The 17,514-nt window shown below is 69.3% G+C and carries 12 protein-coding genes; 7 read left to right on the top strand and 5 right to left on the bottom strand.

Annotated features, from left to right (window positions below; translation table 11 throughout):
• The first annotated feature begins 240 nt into the window (after positions 1 to 240).
• Positions 241 to 1,527, top strand: a complete 1,287-nt coding sequence (locus EK403_RS18945) for an imelysin family protein (protein WP_128779027.1) — start codon at positions 241 to 243, stop codon at positions 1,525 to 1,527.
• Positions 1,528 to 1,694: 167 nt separating this feature from the next.
• A complete protein-coding gene (locus EK403_RS18940) occupies positions 1,695 to 3,164 on the top strand; it encodes a multicopper oxidase family protein (RefSeq protein WP_128779026.1) in 1,470 nt (489 codons plus the stop codon).
• 125 nt (positions 3,165 to 3,289) lie between these two features.
• Here EK403_RS18940 and EK403_RS18935 read toward each other — a convergent pair whose 3' ends face one another.
• Both EK403_RS18935 and EK403_RS18930 read right to left on the bottom strand, forming a co-directional pair.
• Positions 3,290 to 4,435 (bottom strand): FAD-dependent monooxygenase, encoded by a 1,146-nt coding sequence (locus EK403_RS18935; protein ID WP_128779025.1) that lies wholly within the window; start codon positions 4,433 to 4,435, stop codon positions 3,290 to 3,292.
• A 9-nt stretch (positions 4,436 to 4,444) separates the two neighbouring features.
• Positions 4,445 to 4,693 carry a zinc-finger domain-containing protein gene (locus EK403_RS18930; RefSeq protein ID WP_128779024.1) on the bottom strand — a complete coding sequence of 83 codons (249 nt, stop codon included), beginning with the start codon at positions 4,691 to 4,693 and terminating at the stop codon, positions 4,445 to 4,447.
• Between the two features lie 272 nt (positions 4,694 to 4,965).
• Between EK403_RS18930 and EK403_RS18925 the strand changes: the two genes are divergently transcribed.
• The 3 genes from EK403_RS18925 (at position 4,966) to EK403_RS18915 (ending at position 9,954) form a co-directional block, all read left to right on the top strand.
• Positions 4,966 to 5,718 (top strand): alpha/beta fold hydrolase, encoded by a 753-nt coding sequence (locus tag EK403_RS18925; RefSeq protein WP_128779023.1) that lies wholly within the window; start codon positions 4,966 to 4,968, stop codon positions 5,716 to 5,718.
• Positions 5,719 to 5,817: 99 nt separating this feature from the next.
• Entirely contained in the window at positions 5,818 to 6,642 is an 825-nt protein-coding gene (gene cysE / locus EK403_RS18920; protein WP_206659589.1) for a serine O-acetyltransferase, read from the top strand.
• A gap of 333 nt (positions 6,643 to 6,975) precedes the next feature.
• Entirely contained in the window at positions 6,976 to 9,954 is a 2,979-nt protein-coding gene (locus tag EK403_RS18915) for a bifunctional [glutamine synthetase] adenylyltransferase/[glutamine synthetase]-adenylyl-L-tyrosine phosphorylase (protein WP_128779021.1), read from the top strand.
• Between the two features lie 24 nt (positions 9,955 to 9,978).
• Here the strand turns inward: EK403_RS18915 and EK403_RS18910 are convergent, their stop codons facing one another.
• Positions 9,979 to 12,291 carry a PAS domain-containing sensor histidine kinase gene (locus tag EK403_RS18910; RefSeq protein WP_128779020.1) on the bottom strand — a complete coding sequence of 771 codons (2,313 nt, stop codon included), beginning with the start codon at positions 12,289 to 12,291 and terminating at the stop codon, positions 9,979 to 9,981.
• A gap of 177 nt (positions 12,292 to 12,468) precedes the next feature.
• Positions 12,469 to 15,111, bottom strand: coding sequence for an aminopeptidase N (gene pepN, locus EK403_RS18905; protein WP_128779019.1), 2,643 nt, complete (start codon positions 15,109 to 15,111; stop codon positions 12,469 to 12,471).
• Between the two features lie 262 nt (positions 15,112 to 15,373).
• Here pepN and EK403_RS18900 point away from each other — a divergent pair, with 262 nt between their 5' ends.
• Together EK403_RS18900 and EK403_RS18895 are read left to right on the top strand one after the other, a co-directional pair.
• Positions 15,374 to 15,856, top strand: coding sequence for a hypothetical protein (locus EK403_RS18900; protein ID WP_128779018.1), 483 nt, complete (start codon positions 15,374 to 15,376; stop codon positions 15,854 to 15,856).
• Between the two features lie 244 nt (positions 15,857 to 16,100).
• Entirely contained in the window at positions 16,101 to 16,709 is a 609-nt protein-coding gene (locus tag EK403_RS18895; protein ID WP_128779017.1) for a L,D-transpeptidase, read from the top strand.
• A gap of 10 nt (positions 16,710 to 16,719) precedes the next feature.
• Here the strand turns inward: EK403_RS18895 and EK403_RS18890 are convergent, their stop codons facing one another.
• Complete coding sequence (locus EK403_RS18890; RefSeq protein ID WP_128779016.1) at positions 16,720 to 17,514, bottom strand: enoyl-CoA hydratase-related protein; 795 nt, start codon at positions 17,512 to 17,514, stop codon at positions 16,720 to 16,722.

Genomic DNA, 17,514 nt, shown 5'->3' with positions numbered 1-17,514 from the left:
TTGAAGGGGAGGGTAGGGGGCCGCCAGTTGCGCTGCAACGTCGCCGATGGGCTAAGCCAAATCGCCGCGGTCGGGGTCGCGCTCTCCCGCGTGATCTGGACTTATTCCAAGTTGACGAAGGCCGCGAAAAACTCGTGTGCGCAAAGCCCCTTACGGTTCGATTGACAGGACCGTGATCGCGGGTGTCCGGTGCCCCTGAATAGGCCGCCGGAAGCTGCTGCGGCGGAGGGAGGACGGTCGATGTCGAGGATCTGGGCGGCGCTTGCGGGCGTCGGACTTTGCGCTGTCGTGGCCGGGGCCGCGATCGCAGAGGAGAAGGAGGCGCGGGCGCCTGCGCCCAAGGACGTGCTGAAGACCTACGCCGACATCGCGCAGGCGATGTATGGCGACGCGGTCGCCACCGCGAAGGATCTCGACGCCAAGATCGACGCTTTCCTGGCGAGCCCGACCGACGCGACGCTGGCGGAGGCCCGCAAGGGGTGGATCGCGGCCCGCGCGCCCTATCAGCAGACCGAAGGCTTCCGCTTCGGCAACCCGGCGGTCGACGACGCCGAGGGCAAGGTCAACGCCTGGCCGCTCGACGAGGGCCTGATCGACTATGTCGACGCGAAATACGGGGATTCATCCGACGAGAACCCCTATTTCGCCGCGAACGTCATCGCGAACCCCAAGGTCAAGGTCGGGCGCAGGTCGATCGACGCCACTAAGATCAACGCCAGGCTGCTGAATTCGCTTCAGGAGGTGGGCGAGGTCGAGGCCAATGTCGCGACCGGCTACCACGCCATCGAGTTCCTGCTCTGGGGGCAGGACCTGAACGGAACCGGCCCCGGCGCCGGCGACCGCAAGGCGAGCGATTACGTGCAGGGTTCGGGCTGCACCAACGGCCATTGCGACCGCCGCGCCGACTATCTGAGGGCGGCTTCCGACCTTCTGGTCGCCGACCTCTCGGACATGGAGAAGCTATGGACCGCAAAGGGCAAGGCGCGCGCCGCGCTGATGAAACGGAAGGGCGCGGCCGCGCTCGCGCCGATCTTCACCGGCCTCGGCAGCCTGTCCTATGGCGAGCTCGCCGGCGAGCGCATGAAGCTCGGCCTCATCCTCCACGACCCCGAGGAGGAGCACGACTGCTTCTCGGACAACACCCACAACTCGCATTACAACGACATCGTCGGCATGACCGAGATCTGGCGCGGCCACTACACGCGGCTCGACGGGACCAAGGTCGAAGGCCCGAGCCCGAAGGCCTACGCGCTCGCCAAGGCGCCCGAGCAGGCCGAGGAGCTCGACGACCTGTTCTCGCAGACGCTCTCGAAGGCGCAGGCGCTGAAGGACAAGGCGGATTCGGGGATGGCCTACGACCAGATGATCGGCGAGGGCAACGCCGAGGGGAACAAGACAGTGCAGGACGTGATCGACGGTCTCGTCGCCCAGACGCGCGGGATCGAGGCGGTGACGGCGAAGCTCGGCGTCAAGATCACGGTCGAGGGCTCCGACAGCCTCGACGCGCCGGAGAAGGTGTCGCAGTGAGGTGTTGAGGCCGTAGGCGAAGGGGGCGGCTCGGGGCCTGCGTGCTTCGAGACGCCTGCTTTGCAGGCTCCTCAGCATGAGGAGGGTGGAGTGCCTCAAACGGTCCTCATGCTGAGGAGCGCCGAAGGCGCGTGTCGAAGCACGCAGTTCCTTGCCGTGCGGCTGCCATGAGCGGCTTCCCCGAACTCTCCCGTCGCGCCGCGCTTGGCGGCGGGCTCGCGGTCGCGGGCGTCGCTCTGCTGTCCGCGCGTGGCCTCGCCCGGCCCGCCAAGCCCGTTCCGCTGCCGCCGCGCACGGCGGCGCCCGCGACCGGCGAACATCGGCTCTCGCTGGTCGCGGCCGAGCGTTCGGCGAAGCTGCTCGGCCCCGACGGTCCGACGACGCCGGTCTGGACCTATGCCGACGACCTGTTCCATCTCGTGCGCATGCGGCTCGGCGAGACGCTCCACGCCGAACTCGACAACCGGCTCTCCGAGCACACCGCGATCCACTGGCATGGCTTGAGAATCCCGAACGACCAGGACGGCGTGCCCTACGTGACGCAGCCGCCCGTGAAGCCCGGCGAGCGCCACGCCTATGACTTCACGCCGCCGGACGCCGGCACCTTCTGGTTCCATCCGCATTGCGACACGGTCGCCCAGCTCGGCCGCGGGCTCGCGGGCGTGCTGATCGTAGAGGGCGACGAGACGCAGCCCTACGACGCCGACGTCGCGCTGGTGCTGAAGGACTGGCGGATCGACGAGGCGACCGGCCAGTTCATCGAGTTCTCGACCACGCGAGGCGCCTTGAGGGCGGGGACCTTCGGCACGGTGCGGACCGTGAATGGCGGTCCCGCGCCGCGGCTCGAGCTGCCTGCGGGCGGCGACGCCCGGATCAGGCTGCTCAACCTTGATTCCACCCGCGTGGGCGACATCGGGATCGAGGGCGCGGAGGCGGCCGTGGTCGCGATCGACGGCAACCCGGTCTCGCCCTTTCCGCTGAAGGAGTGGCGGCTGGGTCCGGCGATGCGGCTCGACCTGGTCGTGCGCGTCCCCGCCGAGGGCGGCGAGGCGCGGCTGTTCGATTACTTTGCCGCGAAGCCCGTGTTGCTCGCCACGATCGCCGGCGAGGGCGAGGACAGGAAGCCCGCCGCTTTCGATCCCGCGCCGTTGTCGCGCTCCGACGTGCCGGAGCCGAAGCTGAAAGGCGCCGGGCGCCTCAGCTTCGCCTTCGCGACCGCGAGCGAGAAGAAGGCCGCGCTCGCGGTCGAGGCCGACCCGCTCTCAGCCGCCCTGCTCGACAGCCTGTGCGCCGCGCAGAAGACCAACTGGACGATCAATCGCGAGGCCTGGCCCGCCGGCGGCGACTCGCGCCTGCCGAAACCGCTCGCGCTGCTGAAGCTCGGCCGATCCTACGTCGCGGAGCTCTCCAACGAGACGCCGCATGTCCACCCGATCCACCTGCACGGCTTCACGTTCAAGGTGCTGCGGTCGACCCGGCGGGACCTGCCGGTTCATTTCGCCGACACCGTGCTGCTGACCCCGAAGGAGCGCATCACCATCGCCTTCGTGGCGGACCGGCCCGGCGACTGGATGATCCACTGCCACCTGATCGAGCATCAGGAGACCGGGATGATGGGCTACCTTAAGGTGGCGTGAGGGTGCTCCGCCGTCATGCCCGCGCTTTCGCGCGGGTATCCACGACTTGAGCGTCGAGCGCGGTCATCCAAGGAAGTCGTGGATACCCGGCCTGCGGCCGGGCATGACGGCGTCGAGGTGAGCGCTCACCCCTGATCCCGCCAGCCGTAGATCCAGTCGAGGCCGCGGCGGAGCGCCGCTTCGGGGGCGGCGGCGAGGGCGGCGTTGCGGGCCATCGCCGCGAGGCCCGACAAATGGTCGATCCGCATCTGTTTCCGCGCCTGCGTCTGCATGCGGGCGACCCGCATCAGCCTCGCGGACTGATAGGCGGCGAATGGGTCCGCGATGTCGGAGGCGACGAGGCGCGCCAGCACCGCCGCGTCCTCGATCGCGAAGCCCGCGCCCTGCGCGAGCGCCGGCAAAGCCGCGTGGCTGGCGTCGCCGACCAGCGCGATCCGGCCGCGATGCATCCGGGCGTCCGGCGGGCGGTCGTGCAGCGGCCAGGGCGTCCAGGCCGGCCCCGCGGCGATCAGCTCGCGGGCCGGCGCAGCCCATGAGGCCGCGAGCTCCGCCGGGCCGGCGGCGCGGTCGTCTCCGATGACCACGACATTGGCCTCGCGGCCCTTGCGCACCGGGTAGACCACGAGATGCGCGCCGGGTCCGAGCCAGAGCGTGACCTCGGCCATGTCGAAGGCGGTCGGAAGCGCCGAGGCCGGCAGCACGGCCCGCCAGGCCTTGAGGGCCGACCCGCCGACCGAGGTCGGCAGCTTCACGGCGCGGCGGACGACCGAGCGCAGGCCGTCGGCGCCCGCGAGCCAGCCGCCCTCGACCGTCTCGCCGCCGCCCGTCGCATGCGCGATGTCGATCGCGACGCCGTCCGCCGTCTCGCGCATGTCGCGGAGCTCGGCCCCGAGCGTGATTTCGACCGCGCCCGCGGCGGCGATGGCTTCGAGCAGAGCGGCCTGGAGATCGGCCCGGTGCAGCACGCGATAGGGCGCGCCCCAGCGCCGTTCGGCCAAGGCGCCGAACGTGATGCGCTTCAGCCTGCGGCCCGACGGCGCGTCGACGATGGAAACCGCCTCGGGCCGCGTGGCGATGGCGTCGAGCGCGGGGCCGAGGCCCAGCGCTTCGAGGATGCGGCCGGCGTTGGGCGAGAGCTGGACGCCGGCGCCGGTCGCCTCGAGGGCGGGCGCGCGCTCGAAGAGCCGTGACGGTCGGCCTCGGCGGGCGAGCGCGAGCGCGAGCGTCAACCCCGCGATCCCGCCGCCTGCGATGAGCGCGGGACCCTCCATCGCCCTGCCTCAGGCCGGCGCGGGCGTGCGCCAGAGGCAGCCGGCCGGGTCGGTCTCGTCGGCGTGCAGGGTCCTGCTGAACTTGAACAGCGTCGAGCAGTAGGGGCAGACGATCTCGTGGTCGTCGCCCATGTCGAGGAAGACGTGCGGATGGTCGAAGGGCGGCTTTGCGCCGACGCACATGAACTCCCGCGCGCCGATATAGATCGTCGACACGCCGGCGTCGTTGGCGAAATGCGGGATCGCGTGGTCGGCCATGGCGTGTCCTTCGATGTGCGCCCCGAGGCTTACGGGATGCGACGGGAGGCGGCAACCGGGTTGGGGCGCCGGATTTGCGTGCTTCGAGACGGCCGCTGACGCGGCCTCCTCAGCATGAGGAAGGCAGAGGGCGCCGGTTCGCCGACCTTCTCATGCTGAGGAGGCGTCCGCAGGACGCCGTCTCGAAGCACGCAGGACGCTCATGCTGCCGCGGGCTACCGGCGGGCGGCGGACGTCGCTATAGCTCCCGGCCGAAAATCCGAGGAGCCCGCATGCCGACCTTCCACTCCGACGGACTCGAACTCGCCTATCGCGACGAGGGCGAGGGCGACCCGATCCTGCTGATCCACGGCTTCGCGTCGTCGATCGACGTCAACTGGGTCGGCCCGGGCTGGTTCGACACGCTGAAGCGCGACGGCCGGCGTGTGATCGCGATCGACAATCGCGGCCATGGCGCGAGCGAAAAACTCTACGACCCGGCGTTCTACGGCTCCGATCTGATGGCCGGCGACGCCTTCGCGCTGCTCGATCATCTCGACATCGAACGCGCCGACGTGATGGGCTATTCGATGGGCGCGCGCGTCACCGTCCTGATGGCGATCAAGCGGCCGCAGCGGGTCCGGTCGGCGATCCTCGGCGGCCTGGGCGAGGGCTTGCTGCACGGCGCGCCGAACGCCCAGGCGATCGCCGAGGGGCTGGTCGCGCCCTCGGTCGACGACGTCGTCAACCCGATGGCCAAGATGTTCCGCCGCTTCGCCGACGCCACCGGCTCGGATCGAAAGGCGCTGTCGGCCTGCATGCGGATGCAGCGCTCGCTGGTCGACGAGAAGATGCTGGCGACGATCTCGGTCCCGACGCTGGTCGCGGTCGGAACCGAGGACGAGGTCTCGGGCGATCTCGACGCGCTGGTCCGGCTGATCCCCGGCGCGGAAGGCCTGCCGATCCCGCGCCGCGACCACAATCGTGCCGTCGGCGACAAGGTCTACAAGGAGGGCGTCTTGTCCTTCCTCGCGAGACGTCCTTAATCAGGCTGAGCCGATTGATCGCAATTCGGGCCTCGGATGTTTACCTCCCCGTGGTAAGGTCCCTGACCGCCGGATGACATCCCGGAGAGTTCGATAGACATGGCCAAGCTCGCGCGCGCCGAGACGCACAATCTCAAGACGCTCGATCCCGTCTGGGCGCGCATCCGCGCCGAGGCCGAGGACATCATGCGGCGCGAGCCGGAGCTCGGCGGCTTCATTTCGGCCACGGTGCTGAACCATGAGAGGCTGGAGAAATGCGTCGGCGCGCGTGTCGCGGCGCGTCTCGACCATGTCGACGTGCCGCGCTCGCTGATCTGGCAGGCCTTCGAGGAGGCGACCGACGCCGACCCGTCGATCGGCCAGGCGATCCGCGCCGACCTCAGCGCCGTGGTCGAGCGCGACGCCGCCTGCCACCGGGCGATCGAGCCGCTGCTGCATTTCAAGGGCTTCCACGCGATCCAGGCGCACCGCCTGGCGCACTGGCTGTGGAAGGAAGGGCGGCGCGACTTCGCGCTCTACATCCAGAGCCGCGCCTCCAACATCTTCCAGGTCGACGTCCACCCGGCCGCGCCGTTCGGCATGGGCGTGTTCTTCGACCATGCGACCGGCGTCGTCATCGGCGAGACCGCGGTGGTCGAGGACAATGTCTCGCTGCTCCACGGCGTGACGCTCGGCGGCACCGGCAAGAGCGACCAGGACCGCCATCCCAAGATCCGCCACGGCGTGCTGATCGGCGCGGGGGCCTCGATCCTCGGCAATATCGAGGTCGGCCACTGCTCGCGCATCGCCGCGAACTCGGTCGTGCTGCGCGACGTGCCGCCGAACGTCACGGTCGCGGGCGTGCCCGCCCGCATCGTCGGCGCCTCGCCCTGCGCCGAGCCCGCGCAGTCGATGGACCAGATCTTCTATGACGCGGGCATTTGAAGCGCCGCTTTGGATCAGAATTGTTCTGTCGACCCTCGGCCTCACGGTGGTCGCCATTATGAGCGTCATCGGAGTATCGGACTGGTATCACCAGCGCCCGTTTCACTTCGGTTACCTTATTGTATTCTTTCTTTGTTGGATCATGCCCTTGGCATATGGGTGGGTTCGATGGCTAAGAGGCGGACGATTATTCGACAAGCGACGGCAAAACTAGCTTAGAAGCGCCGCGCGCTGGCGCTCTAGCGGCGTTCCGGGAGCGGCTCCTCCCTCTGCTTCCAAAGCCGCCTTGCCCGCGTCCGCTGCTTGCCCCATGCCTTCGACCGGGAGGCTGGGATGGCGGCACGATCATCGGAGCGAAAGGCGCGACCCGCCCGGAAGTCGCGACCGCCGGACGGCTCGCTCGCAGCGTTGCTGACGACCGTTCCGGAGCCGCAAGACGCCGAAAGCGCCCGAGAGCGGATCAATTCGTTGCTCGGCGAGGATGAGGCCTCCGACCTCGCCGCTCTGGCCGAGGCGAAACCCGTCCGGACCCTGCTCGAGGGCCTCGCGGATTTTTCGCCCTTTCTGTGGGGCCTGGTCGACCGCGATCCTGAGCGCGCGGCCCGCCTGTTCGCCTCGGAGCCCGACGAGCGGCTGGCGGCGATCCTGAAGGAGATGGCGGATGCGGCCGAGGGGGAAGACCGCTCGGGGCTCTCCTCCACGCTCCGGCGTGGGCGCGCCGAGTCCGCGCTGCTGATCGCGGCCGCCGATATCGGCGGCGTCTGGGAGGGCGCGCGGGTGACGGAGGCGCTCTCCGAAATCGCCGAGACGGCGATCCGCGCCGCGGTCCGCGCGACGCTCCGCGAGGCGCACGAGGCGGGCAAGCTCACCTTGCCGCGTCCCGACGACCCCGAGCGCGACAGCGGCTATTTCGTGCTCGGCATGGGCAAGCTCGGCGCGCGCGAGCTCAACTACTCCTCCGACATCGACCTGATCGCCTTCTTCGACCCGGAGGCCGCCAGGCCCGCGGACGAAGGCGAGATCACCCAGCTCTACGCCCGCCTCACCCAGACGATCGCCAAGCTCCTGCAGGAGCGCACGCCCGACGGCTATGTGGCGCGGGTCGATCTGAGGCTACGTCCCGACCCCGGCTCCACCCCGGTCGCGATCTCGCGCGACATGGCGATGAGCTATTACGAGAGCGTCGGGCAGAACTGGGAGCGCGCCGCTATGATCAAGGCGCGCGTCGTGGCGGGCGACCAGGCGGCCGGCGACGCCTTCCTGGCGGAGCTCCGGCCGTTCATCTGGCGCCGCTCGCTCGACCACGCGGCGATCGCCGACATCCACGCCATGAAGCGCCAGATCCACGCCCATAAGGGCCATGGGGCGATCGCGGTCGAGGGGCACAATCTCAAGCTCGGCCGCGGCGGCATCCGCGAGATCGAGTTCTTCGTGCAGACGCAACAGCTTGTGGCCGGGGGCCGCAGCCCTGAGTTAAGAACGCGCGGCACGATCGAGTCGCTCACCGGCCTTGCCGAGGCCGGCTGGATCAGTGGGAAGGCGCGCGACGAGCTCGCCGAGGCCTACTGGTTCCTGCGCGGGCTGGAGCACCGTCTCCAGATGGTCGAGGACGCCCAGACCCACACGCTTCCGGACGACGAGGCGGGGGTCGCGCGCTTCGCGCGTTTCGCGGGTTACGCCTCGCGCGACGACTTCGCCAAGGCGCTGACCAGGCGGCTGAAGACCGTCCAGGCGCACTACGCGAAGCTGTTCGAGGACGCGCCGGCGCTCTCCTCCGAGATCGGCAGCCTCGTCTTCACCGGAAAGGAGGACGATCCGGACACGCTGCAGACCATCGCCGGGCTGGGCTATGCGGAGCCCGCGTCGGTCGCGGCTGCGATCCGCGGCTGGCATCGGGGCCGTTATCCGTCCATGCGCAGCGCTCGCGCGCGCGAGCTGCTGACCGAGATCACCCCGACCCTGCTCGACGTCTTCGCGCGCTCCGGGCGGCCGGACGCGGCCCTCAATGGCTTCGACAAGGTGCTGGAGCGCACCACGGGGGGCGTCGCGCTGCTCGCGCTGGTGCGCGCGCATCCCGAGATCCTGAACCTGCTGGCCGTCGTGCTCGGCGCCGCGCCGAAGCTCGGCGAAACGCTGGCGCGCCGTCCGCGCGTGCTCGACGCCCTGCTCGACCCGGCCTTCTTCGGCCACCTGCCGACCCGCGAGGAGATCGTCGAGCGCGTCGACGAAGCGCTCGGCGAGGCCGCGTCCTATGAGGACATGCTGGACCGCGCCCGCATCGTCGGCCAGGAGTTCAAGACCCTGATCGGGCTAAGGGTCGCTTCCGGCACCGCGCCCTCCGACCAGGCGGGCTTCGCCTTCACCCGCGTCGCCGACGTGCTGGTCGAGGCTCTGTTCAAGCGCGCCGAAGCCGAGCTGACGCGGGTCCACGGCAAGGTGAAGGGCGGCGCGGCCGCGGTGCTCGCGCTCGGCCGGCTCGGCGGCGAGGAGATGACGGCCGCCTCCGACCTCGACCTCATCCTGCTCTACGAACATTCGGACAAGGCGACCGAGACCGACGGCGACCGGCCGATCGCGCCGGCGCAGTTCTATGCGCGCCTGACCCAGCGTCTGGTGGCGGCGCTGTCCGCGCCGACCGGCGAGGGGGTGCTCTACGAGGTCGACTTCCGGCTGCGCCCCTCCGGCCGCGCCGGCCCGCTCGCCACCCGGCTGAAGGCTTTTGAAGCCTATCAGGCCGAGGAGGCCGAGACCTGGGAGCACATGGCGTTGACTCGCGCGCGGGTGGTCGCGGGGCCGAAGGCGTTCCGCCGGCAGGTCGGCCGCGCGGTGGGAAAGGTGCTCACCTCGAAGCGTGACGCGGCCAAACTTGCGAAGGACGTGCGCGAGATGCGCGCGCTGCTCGACAAGGAGAAGGGCGGCGGCGGCCCCTGGAACCTGAAGCATGCGCCGGGCGGGCTGGTCGACATCGAGTTCGTGGCGCAGACGCTGCAGCTCGCGCATGCGCACGCCAAACCGGAGCTGCTCTACACCGTGACCGCGACGGCGCTCGACCGCGCGAAGCAGGCCGGAATGCTCGGCGAGAAGGAGTGGGAGGCGCTCGCATCCGCGGCGCGGCTTCAGCTCGACCTCACCCAGACGCTTCGGCTCGCCCTCGACGGGCCCTTCGATCCGGACGCCGCGGGGGAGGGGCTCAAGCAGCTTCTGGCCCGCGTCGGCGAGGCGCCCGACTTCAAGACGCTGAGCGCAGACCTGGCCAACCGGCAGAAGGCGGCGCGCAAGGCGTTCGAGCGGGTGATGAAGGGGCTGGCCTGACCATCAGAGGTCCGGGGCCGGCCTTCACGCGATCCGCTCCTCCACGATCGCCTCGTCGGCCCTCACGGGCAGCCGCACCAGCACGACGGTGCCGACGCCGACCGTCGATCGCAGGCGCATCGAGCCGCCATGAAGCTCGGCAAGCGATTTCGCGATCGCGAGTCCAAGCCCCGAACCCTTGTGGCTCTTCGAGAACTGGTTCTCGACCTGCTCGAAGGGACGACCGAGCCGGTCGAGCGCCTCCTTCGAGACGCCGATGCCGGTGTCCTCGATATAGAGGTTCATGGCGCCGCCGACGGCGCGAGTGCGGATCGTCACGCGTCCGCCCGCCGGCGTGAACTTCACGGCGTTGGAGAGCAGGTTCAGCAGGATCTGCTTCAGCGCCCGGCGGTCGACCTCCACCGTCAGCCCGCAAGCGGCCTCGGCGCGCAGCGCGATCGACTTCTCCTCGGCGCGCGGCGTGATCACCCGCATCGCGTCCATCACCACCCTGTCGATGTCGATGGTTTCGCGCGAGATCATGAAGCGGCCGGCCTCGATCTTCGACATGTCGAGGATGTCGCTGATCACGTCGAGCAGATATTGGCCGCTGTCGCGGATGTCGCCGACATATTCGGCATATTTGTCGGAGCCGAGCGGCCCGAACAGGCCGGACTGCATGATCTCGGAAAAACCCAGGATCGCGTTCAGCGGCGTGCGGAGCTCGTGGGAGATGTTGGCGAGGAAGTCGGATTTCGCCTTCGACGCGTGCTCGGCCTCGCTCTTCTGTTCGGCGTATTTTTCCGCGAGGTCGGCGAGCTGCTGGGCCTGCACCTCGAGCGTCTGGCGCGACTTGCGGAGGTCCGCGACATTCGCCATCAGCGCCTTTTCGGAGTCCATCAGGCGCTCCTCCTGCCGCTTCAGCGAGGAGATGTCGGTGCCGACCGACACGAAGCCGCCGTCCTTGGTGCGGCGCTCATTGATCCGGAGCCAGCGTCCGTCCTCGATCTGCGCCTCGAAGGACCGCGCGCCGTCCTCGACGCGGCCGTCGGGCCGCACGGAGTTGACGATGACCGGCTGGCGGCCGGCCGCGATGATGTCGTCACGCGCGGCGCCGGGCGCGACGGCGTGGTCGGGAAGCTCGTAGAGCTGCTGGAACTTGGAATTGCAGGTGACGAGCCGGTTGCCGGCGTCCCACAGAACGAAGGCCTCGGAGATCGTCTCGATCGCGTCCCGCAGCCGCATGTCGGCGGTCGCGGTGCGCTCCGCGAGGGTGCGGTGCTCGGTGACGTCTACGCAAATGCCTATGAGCCGCTGGCCGGCGCCGTGCCGGTCGCGCACGGCCTCGGCGCGGGCGCGCAGCCACATCCACTCGCCGTCCGCGTTCCGCACGCGGAACACGCGGTCGATGTTCGACGTGGCGCCCGAGGCGATTTCGTCGGCGAGCGCGTAGAGATCGATGTCGTCGGGATGCGTCAGCGCGTTGAAGTCGCCGAACGACACCAGCTCCTCCCGCGGCGGATAGCCGAGAAGCTCGAACAGCGACCGGGACCAGAACACGCGGCCGCTCGCCACGTCCCAGTCGAACAGCCCGCAATGGCCCCGCGAGAGCGCGGTTTCGTTGCGCATCTGGTCGCGTTCATTGACCTCGCTCGCGGCGCGTGTCCGGGCGCATTGCCACTGGAAGGCGAAGCCGAGAAGCGCCAGTACGAATCCGGTGGAGGCATAGAGCGTGACGGAAGACCGGGCGCTCGCCCGCCAGGTCGCAAGAGCGTCGTCGACGCTCTGAACCACCGCGACTTGGCCGGGCCGGCCGGAATGGAGGTTGCGGACCGTCGCGATCGCCGGGACGCCGTCGGGCAGCGTCAGCGTCATCACGCCCGCCCGCTCCGCGAAGGTGGTCAGCGGCTGCGAGGGGCCGAGCAATGTCACCAGGTCGGCGGGCGGCTGACCCTCCGGCGCGCCGGCGGCGGCGACCACCCGTCCGGCCTCGTCGGCGAGGTAGAGCTTGCGACCTCGTTCGGCCGCGCTGCGGGGCAGCATCGCGACGATCGCGTCCCCGAAGGCTTTCGGGTCCGCCCGGCGGTCTACCGCCGGGGCGTGGATGGCCGCGAGCGCCGCGATCGTGGCGAGTTCGTCGGACGCGGCCTGGATGGACCGCGTGCGGCTCGAAAGCGACTGGAGCGTCGCGACCATGCCGAAGGAGATGAGAAAGAGGACGATGAGCGCCGGAACGAGGCGCCGGAGGGCGGGTTCGGCGGCGGCGAGGCGGTGGTGCGCGGGAGCGAGCCAGGTCGCGGGAGACGCCTTGAGGTTCCGTGGACGCAAAAGCATTCCCGCTACGGTGGCGCGCGCCATCGCAGTGTCCTTCCTGATCAAACTAACGGCTGCGTCGACCCGGAACCCCGACACGTCGAATCGACTTGGATATTAGAATCTCTGTCGCGGGGTGCTGTCCAGCATGAATTAACGCTAGATTAATTACTCCAGCCGGCGTGGCCGAAAAGGTGAGTCGGAAGAATCACTTGGCGCGGATCATGACTCGGCGAGCGCTCGTCGGACGATGTCGGCCACGTCGGGCGACAAATCGGCGGTCGACGCGAGCGCGCGGAGCGCGTGTTCGGCCTTGGCGCGGCGGGTCGGCTCCAAGGCTCTCCAGGTGCGGAACGATCCGAGCAACCGCGCCGCGACCTGCGGGTTCGACGTGTTGAGCTCCGCCGCTACGCCCGCCACGAAGGCGTAGCCGCGTCCGTCGGGCCGGTTGAACTGGGTCGGGTTGGCGGCGCCGAAGGCGCCGATCAGCGAGCGGACGCGGTTCGGGTTCTTCATGTCGAAGGTGGGCGCGGCCATCAGCGCCTCGACGCGATCGAGCGTGTCCGGCAAGGGTGACGAGGCCTGGATCAGGAACCATTTGTCCATCAGCAGCGGATCGTCGCCGTAGCGCTGCGCGAAGTCCGCGAGCGCCTCCTCGCGCTCCGGCGTGGCCGAGAGCGACAGGACCTGGAGCGACATCACCCGGTCCGTCATGTTGCCGGCCGATATGTAGAGCCCGTGCGCGCGCTCGACGCCGGTCCGCGCGCCGCCGGCGGCCAGGAGGTCGAGCGCCGCGACCTTGAGCGCCCGCCGGCCCGCCGAGGCGGGGTCGGGCGAATAGGGGCCGGTCTCGGCCAGCCTTTCGAAGGCCGCCTCAAGCGCGTCGCCGAGGCTGTCGCGCAGCCGGCCCTTCAGCTCCGACCGGGCGCGGTGGATCGCCTCCGGGTCGACATTCTCGCCGATCTCGCGGGCGACGTCGCCCTCGCTCGGCAGGCTCGCGACCTGGGCCGCATAGGCGCAGTCCGTCTCGTCGGGCGCGAAGGCGCGCCCGACCGCTTCGGCGATCCTCGGCTCCTCGGCGATCGACCGGCCCTCTCGAACCGCGTCGGTCGACTGCACAAGATGGCGGAGCGCGACCGTCTGCAGCGCCTGCCAGCGGTTGAAGGGATCGGAGTCGCGGGCGGCGAGGAACAGCAGGTCGTCGTTGGTCAGGTCGGAGCTGAGCTTCACAGGCGCCGAGAAGTTGCGGAACAGCGAGGCGACCGGGCGTTCAGCGACGTCCTCGAAGACGACGCGCAGGGTCTCGCGGTCGAAGGTGAAGACCGGCCCCGCCTTTTCGCCGCCGACCTTCAGGTCGACATCGGCGCCGTCCGGCCCGACAAGGCCGAGCACGAGCGGTATGACGACCGGCTGCTTGGTCGGCTGGCCGGGCGTGGGCCGGGTCTTCTGCGTCGCCTCCACCGTGAAGGTCCTGGCGGACGCGTCATAGGCCGTCCGCGCGATCACTTCCGGGGTGCCGGCCTGGCCGTACCAGCGCATCCACTGCGTGAGGTCGCGGCCCGAGGTCTCGGCGAAGCAGGCCACGAACTGCTCGATCGTGCAGGCCTCCCCGTCGTGTCGGTCGAAATAGAGGTCCATGCCGGCCCGGAAGGCGTCGTCGCCGATCCAGACCTTGAGCATGCGGATCACCTCCGCGCCCTTCTCGTAGACGGTCGGCGTGTAGAAGTTGTTGATCTCGTGGTAGATTTGCGGCCGTACGGGATGCGCCAGCGGACCGGCGTCCTCGGCGAACTGCAGGGCGCGCAGGTTGCGGACGTCGGAGATCCGCTTCACCGGCCGGGAGCGCCGGTCGGAGGTGAACTCCTGGTCGCGGAAGACCGTAAGCCCCTCCTTCAGGCAGAGCTGGAACCAGTCGCGGCAGGTGATCCGGTTGCCGGTCCAGTTGTGGAAATATTCGTGCGCGATGATCGCCTCGATATTGGCGTAGTCGCCGTCGGTCGCGGTCTCGGGCGACGCGAGCACGTATTTGTCATTGAAGACGTTGAGGCCCTTGTTCTCCATCGCGCCCATGTTGAAGTGCGAGACGGCCACGACCATGAAGACGTCGAGGTCGTATTCGCGGCCGAAGACCTCTTCGTCCCATTTCATCGACGCCTTGATCGACTCCATGGCGTGGAGCGCGCGGTCCTCTTTGCCATGCTCGACGAAGACCTTCAGCGCGACGCCGCGGCCGCCCACGGTCGTGAAGCTGTCCTCGACGACCCCGAGATCGCCCGCGACCAGCGCAAACAGATAGGACGGCTTCGGGTGGGGGTCGTGCCAGACGGCGAAATGGCGGCCGCCGTCCAGTTCGCCCTGCTCGACGAGGTTGCCGTTCGAGAGCAGGACCGGGGTCTCGTCCTTCGGGCCGGCGACGCGGGTCGTGTAGACCGCGAGCACGTCCGGCCGGTCCAGGAAATAGGTGATGCGCCGAAAACCCTCGGCCTCGCACTGCGTCGTGTAGGAGGCGTTCGAGCGGTAGAGCCCCATCAGCCTGGTGTTGGCCGCAGGGTCGATCTCGGTGACGATGGTGAGCTCGAACGGCCCGCGCGGTGGGTTGGCGATTCTGAGGTTCGAAGGCGACACGTCGAGCTCGTCGGCCGCGAGCGGCGCGCCGTCGATCGCAGCTGAGATCAGCTTGAGTTCGTCGCCGTCAAGGCTGAGGGCGGCGCCGGCGTCGCCCGCCGGGTTCGGCCGCATCTTGAGCGTCGCCGTGACCCGCGTGGCCGACGGTTCGAGATCGAAGTCGAGATGGACCTCGTCGATCAGGAAGTCGGAGGGCCGGTAGTCGGCGAGTCGGACGGGGCGGGGATCCTCGGCGCGCATGACGGCTCCGGCAGCGTGGCGGTGGGGCGCCCGGTTTAGGCCGCCCATCGCGGCGGGGGCAAGGCGGGGCTGCGGAGGCGCCGCCCGATCCCTGCATGCGGGCGCGGCCAGGGAGCGGCCGAAACCCCGAGAGGGTCTTAGCCCGAAGCATCCTGAACATGCGATTACTTGACAATATGTGAACAGAGAGGAAGATTTAGGCGTAGTTTGTTGTTAGTAGTCGAGTGAATACTTGATTTTATGATAACAATGGGAGGGTATCATGAAACTTGCGTATGCCGCGCTCGTCGGCGCCCTGGCGGTCGGTCTGACGGCCCCCGCACAAGCCGACATCCTGAAGTTCGTCGCGAACTCGTCGGCGCAAAACTTCACCACAGACACCGAGCTCACGATCAATCAGGACAATGGCGCGTTCTCGACCCGCTTCAGGGTCAAGAAGCAAAGCATGGTGGTGATCAACTTCACCGCAGAGTGCCTCGTGACGGGCAACAACAACTCCTATGTCGACATCGACATTCTGGTGAAGCTCGAAGGCGAGACGACGTTCAACGCGATCCCGCCGTCGAACGGCGACAACGCTCTCTGCGCGCCCGGCAACAACACGGGGAACTCTTGGGTCGGCGCGTCGATCGCCGGCGGCCAGGTGATGCCGGTCGGCAATCACACCGTGAAGATCCTGGCGAAGCCCCAGGGCACGCTGACCAACGTCCGCATCGACGATCTGGCGCTCTACGTCATTGACTAACGCCGCCGGCCGCCGACCGGCACTTCAACGACCCAAGGGCCGCGCGTCTTGTGCGGCCCTTCGCATGCCCCGCCTCCCATGTGGCCCGCAGGTCACGAGCGGAGCAGAAAGCGTCTTCGTGGCTCGCGCGCCATTCACTCGCCCGCAAGACTTGCGTGTACTTATGGCTCGGGGTAGCAGGGCGGCCGCAAGGCGTCGGGCGCCGCGCGTATCCGCGGCAGGGCAAGCGTCGATGACGAAAACGATGTTCTCACCTTGCGGTTCGGGGCGCGTGGCTGTCGTGCTCGCCACGCTTGCGGCCGCGGGTCTGCTGTCTGGCTGCGGCGGCGCCGACGGCCCGGCGTCCCGTCCCGAGGCGATCGCCTTCGCGATGTCGGCGACCTATCCATCCGCGCTGCCCGTCCAGTACCGCAAGACCGAGGTGATCGACCCGACCGGCGAGACGCCGGGCACCATCGTGATCGACACCTCCCAGCGCTATCTCTACCTCGTCCAGCCGGACGGCAAGGCGCTGCGCTACGGCGTCGGCGTCGGCAAGGAAGGCTTCGGCTGGACCGGCGAGGCCAATGTCCAGAACAAGCAGGAATGGCCCGACTGGGTGCCGCCGCCCGAGATGCTGGAGCGCCGCCCCGACCTGCCGCTCCGCATGTCCGGCGGCCCCGAGAACCCGCTCGGCGCGCGCGCCATGTATCTCTGGAAGGACGGCAAGGACACGCTGTTCCGCATCCACGGCACCAACGAGCCGCTGACCATCGGCAAGGCGATGTCGTCCGGCTGCATCCGGATGATCAATTTCGACGTCGAGGACCTTTACGAGCGCGTGCCGCTCGGCGCCCGCGTCGTGGTGCGCTGATCGGGGCTTTTCAGCCCCGCTCGCTCCAGCGCGGCGCGCGCTTCTCGATGAAGGCGGCCGCGCCCTCGGCATGGTCGCCGGTCGCGCCGGCCTCCGCCTGAAGGGCGCGCTCAAGCGCGATCTGCCGTTCGAAGCTGTTGTCCGCCGACGCCCGGAACGCCTGCTTGGTCAGCGCGATCGCGCTCGCCGACTGCGCCGCGAGCATCGCCGCGAGGGCGAGCGCCCCCTCGACCAGGCGTTCGTCGTCGAACAGCTTCCAGACCAGCCCCCACTCATGCGCCGTCTGGGCGGGCAGGGGCTCGCCCGTGAGGCAAAGCGCCTTGGCGCGGTGCTCGCCGATCCGGCGCGGCAGGGTCCAGGTGCCGCCGACGTCGGGGATCAGGCCGAGCCGACCGAAGGCCTCGACGAAGGCGGCTGACCGGCCCGCCACCACGATGTCGGCCAGAAGCGCGAAATTCGCGCCGGCGCCCGCCGCGACGCCATTGACCGCGGCGACGATCGGCAAGGGGCAGTCCCGGACCTTGGCGATCACCGGCTCGTAGTGCTCCTCCAGCATCCGGGCGACGTCGCGGTCCTCCGCCGCCAGTCCTGCGAAGGCGATGATGTCCTGCCCCGAGCAGAAGCCGCGGCCCGCGCCCGTGACCACGAGCGCGCGGACTGAACGGTCCGCCACCGCCTCGTCGAGCGCAGCCCCGATCGCGGCGAGCAGCTCCGGCGTAAAGGCGTTGATGCGCTCCGGCCGGTTCAGCGTCAGCAGCGCGACCGCGCCGCGCCGTTCGACGAGGAGGACGGGGGCCTCCCCCAT

Source organism: Hansschlegelia zhihuaiae (assembly GCF_004103825.1).
GTDB lineage: Bacteria > Pseudomonadota > Alphaproteobacteria > Rhizobiales > Methylopilaceae > Methylopila > Methylopila zhihuaiae.
This window is presented reverse-complemented; position numbering and strand designations above follow the sequence as displayed.

What these genes read in the sequence shown, in the direction of transcription:
- EK403_RS18945 (WP_128779027.1), top strand. Translation starts at nt 241, where the DNA reads ATGTCGAGGATCTGGGCGGCGCTTGCGGGCGTCGGACTTTGCGCTGTC.
- EK403_RS18940 (WP_128779026.1), top strand. Translation starts at nt 1,695, where the DNA reads ATGAGCGGCTTCCCCGAACTCTCCCGTCGCGCCGCGCTTGGCGGCGGG.
- EK403_RS18935 (WP_128779025.1), bottom strand. Translation starts at nt 4,435, where the DNA reads ATGGAGGGTCCCGCGCTCATCGCAGGCGGCGGGATCGCGGGGTTGACG.
- EK403_RS18930 (WP_128779024.1), bottom strand. Translation starts at nt 4,693, where the DNA reads ATGGCCGACCACGCGATCCCGCATTTCGCCAACGACGCCGGCGTGTCG.
- EK403_RS18925 (WP_128779023.1), top strand. Translation starts at nt 4,966, where the DNA reads ATGCCGACCTTCCACTCCGACGGACTCGAACTCGCCTATCGCGACGAG.
- cysE (WP_206659589.1), top strand. Translation starts at nt 5,818, where the DNA reads ATGGCCAAGCTCGCGCGCGCCGAGACGCACAATCTCAAGACGCTCGAT.
- EK403_RS18915 (WP_128779021.1), top strand. Translation starts at nt 6,976, where the DNA reads ATGGCGGCACGATCATCGGAGCGAAAGGCGCGACCCGCCCGGAAGTCG.
- EK403_RS18910 (WP_128779020.1), bottom strand. Translation starts at nt 12,291, where the DNA reads ATGGCGCGCGCCACCGTAGCGGGAATGCTTTTGCGTCCACGGAACCTC.
- pepN (WP_128779019.1), bottom strand. Translation starts at nt 15,111, where the DNA reads ATGCGCGCCGAGGATCCCCGCCCCGTCCGACTCGCCGACTACCGGCCC.
- EK403_RS18900 (WP_128779018.1), top strand. Translation starts at nt 15,374, where the DNA reads ATGAAACTTGCGTATGCCGCGCTCGTCGGCGCCCTGGCGGTCGGTCTG.
- EK403_RS18895 (WP_128779017.1), top strand. Translation starts at nt 16,101, where the DNA reads ATGTTCTCACCTTGCGGTTCGGGGCGCGTGGCTGTCGTGCTCGCCACG.
- EK403_RS18890 (WP_128779016.1), bottom strand. Translation starts at nt 17,514, where the DNA reads ATGGGGGAGGCCCCCGTCCTCCTCGTCGAACGGCGCGGCGCGGTCGCG.